The organism is Methylophaga sp. UBA4204 (genome assembly GCF_002379485.1).
GTDB lineage: Bacteria > Pseudomonadota > Gammaproteobacteria > Nitrosococcales > Methylophagaceae > Methylophaga.
On the sequence record NZ_DFTU01000078.1, the window covers coordinates 56,180 to 59,169 of the forward strand.

At 47.4% G+C, this 2,990-nt stretch carries 3 protein-coding genes; all 3 read left to right on the forward strand.

Going from position 1 to position 2,990, the window contains the following annotated elements; translation table 11 throughout:
- The first annotated feature begins 124 nt into the window (after positions 1 to 124).
- Positions 125 to 760 carry an ATP phosphoribosyltransferase gene (gene hisG, locus B3182_RS11380; protein ID WP_300497491.1) on the forward strand — a complete coding sequence of 212 codons (636 nt, stop codon included), beginning with the start codon at positions 125 to 127 and terminating at the stop codon, positions 758 to 760.
- Positions 753 to 2,057: a histidinol dehydrogenase gene (hisD, locus tag B3182_RS11385; RefSeq protein ID WP_292356541.1), complete on the forward strand. Its 1,305-nt coding sequence runs from the start codon at positions 753 to 755 to the stop codon at positions 2,055 to 2,057. Before hisG ends, hisD begins: the two co-directional genes overlap by 8 nt.
- On the forward strand, positions 2,057 to 2,990 hold a 934-nt coding region (locus tag B3182_RS11390), incomplete at its 3' end, for a pyridoxal phosphate-dependent aminotransferase (RefSeq protein ID WP_292752792.1). The genes hisD and B3182_RS11390, both read left to right, overlap by 1 nt.

Below are 2,990 nucleotides of genomic sequence, written 5' to 3' on the forward strand. Positions count from 1 at the left end.
ACCCAGGTCGAGCGAATTTATCACATTGATCGTGGTTATGAATGTATAGAAGAAAAACTGCAGCAATTAGGTGCTCGCATCCGCCGTATCCCAACCCAGGCAAGGGTGGCCTCTAATGGCTGAAATGATAACGCTGGCTCTGTCCAAGGGACGTATCTTTGAGGAAACCCTACCGCTTTTAAAGGCGGCTGGTATTGAGCCACTGGATGACCCTGAAAAAAGCCGCAAGCTGATTCTGGAAACCAATCTACCGGATGTCCGACTCATTATTGTGCGTGCCTCAGATGTTCCTACTTATGTTGAATATGGTGGTGCTGATCTGGGCGTGGCAGGTAAAGATGTCTTGATGGAACATCCGGAAGCCGAGCTTTACGAGCCGGTTGATTTGAATATCGCACGCTGCAAACTGATGACGGCCGGCAAAAAAGATGCTGAAGAACCACAGGGCCGTTTAAAAGTGGCAACCAAGTTCGTGGAAAGCACCAAGCGTTTTTATGCCGAGCAGGGCCAGCAAGTAGAGATTATCAAGCTTTATGGCTCCATGGAACTGGCACCGCTTGTGGGTATGGCGGATCGGATTGTCGATGTGGTGGATACGGGTAATACGTTACGAGCTAATGGTTTGATACCAATGGAACATATCGCGGATATTAGTTCGCGATTGGTGGTCAATAAGGCATCCATGAAAACCAAACATGCGCGGATCCAGCAATTTATTGAGCAGATCCGCAAAGCAGTAAAAGAGCAGGCAAATGATTGAAATAAGTGAATTGAATTTCCAGCAGGCTGATTTCTGGCCAATGCTTTCCGAGTTGTTGGCCTGGGAAGGTGTTTCTGATGCGGCAATAACCGACACAGTTAGAAATATTCTGGCAGATGTTAAACAGCGTGGTGATCAGGCAGTAGTTGAATACAGCCAACGATTTGATCGGGTAAAAGCAACTGCTATGGCGGAACTGGAAATTCCATTGGAACGGGCTGCAGCGGCATTGGAATCTATCCCTGCTGCACAACGTCAGGCGTTGGAAAAAGCTGCAGAACGTGTACGTCAGTACCATGAACACCAGAAACAGGAATCCTGGCATTACGTAGAGGCTGATGGCACCTTATTAGGTCAACAAGTTACGCCATTGGATCGGGCTGGGCTGTATGTGCCTGGTGGTAAAGCTGCCTATCCTTCATCTGTGTTGATGAATGCTATTCCAGCCAAAGTCGCAGGGGTTCAGGAATTAATCATGGTGGTACCTACACCGGATGATGAAGTAAATGATCTGGTTTTAGCGGCTGCAGCGATTGCTGGTGTTGATCGCATTTTTGCAATTGGTGGTGCGCAGGCTGTTGCGGCATTGGCTTATGGTACAGAAACGATTCCACAGGTCGATAAAATTGTCGGCCCGGGCAATATCTTTGTGGCGACAGCAAAAGGCATGGTGTTCGGTACTGTTGGCATCGATATGATTGCCGGACCATCAGAAATTCTGGTGATTTGTGATGGCAAGACCGATCCTGACTGGATTGCCATGGATCTGTTTTCTCAAGCTGAACATGACGAAGATGCTCAATCGATACTGATTTCTCCTGATGCAGCGTTTCTACAGAAGGTGAAAGAATCCATTGCACGTTTGCTACCTACCATGGAACGCAAGGCCATTATTGAAACGTCACTGAATAACCGTGGTGCAATGATTCTGGTCGAGGATATGCAGCAGGCGATAGAAGTCTGCAATTATATTGCGCCAGAACATTTGGAATTGTCTGTTGATGAACCGATGGAAATGGCCAAAAAAATACGTCATGCCGGTGCAATTTTTATGGGACGTTATACGCCTGAAGCATTAGGTGATTACTGTGCCGGACCAAACCATGTATTGCCGACATCCCGAACTGCCCGTTTCAGTTCTCCCCTGGGCGTCTATGACTTTCAAAAACGTTCCAGCCTGATTCAGGTCTCACCACAAGGCGCTCAAAGCCTGGGGCAAGTTGCATCGGTGCTGGCGCGCGGTGAAAGTCTGACAGCACATGCTCGCAGTGCTGAGTATCGGTTACAGGAAAAATAATGAGCCGTTTCTGGAGTGATTTTGTTCATTCATTAGAACCTTATGTGCCGGGTGAACAACCGCGCGGCCATAATCTGGTTAAGCTCAATACCAATGAAAACCCGTTTGGTCCTTCACCCAAAGTACTGGAAGCCATTCGCATGGCTACAACCGAGCGTTTACGTTTGTATCCTGTTCCTGATGGTGGCCCGTTAAAACAGGCAATTGCTGATTACCATAAGGTGCCAGCTGAAAGTGTGTTTGTTGGCAATGGTTCGGATGAAGTCTTGGCACATGTGTTTAATGCTTTTTTCAAGCATGGAAAGCCGATTTTATTTCCGGATATCACTTATAGTTTCTATCCGGTGTATTGTCAGTTATATGAGATTGATTCGGAGTTAGTGCCGTTGAATGCTGACTTTGCAATCGATATCACTGATTACGAACGAGATAACGGCGGTATTATACTGCCCAATCCCAATGCCCCGACCGGCTGTTTATTATCACTGGACGATATTCGTCGGCTGGTGGAAATGAACCGCGACACGGTGGTGGTCATTGATGAGGCGTACATCGATTTTGGTGGAGAAACAGCTATTCCGCTAACTCAGCGTTTCCCTAATCTGCTGGTCACACAAACTCTATCTAAGTCACGTTCCTTGGCAGGTATGCGTATTGGCTTTGCGGTAGGTCATCCAGAGTTGATTGAAGCACTGGTTAGGATAAAGGATAGCTTTAATTCCTATCCGCTAGATAGTCTGGCGATTGCAGCGGGCGTTGCAGCCTATCAGGATGAAACCTACTTTAAACAATGTCAGCAACAGGTTATTACCGAGCGAGAATGGCTAACCCAGTCTATGACAGAATTGGGTTTTGAGGTTTTGCCTTCGGCAGCGAATTTTGTGTTTGCCAGACATCCACAACACGATGCTGCAACAGTAGCGGCGGGCTTGC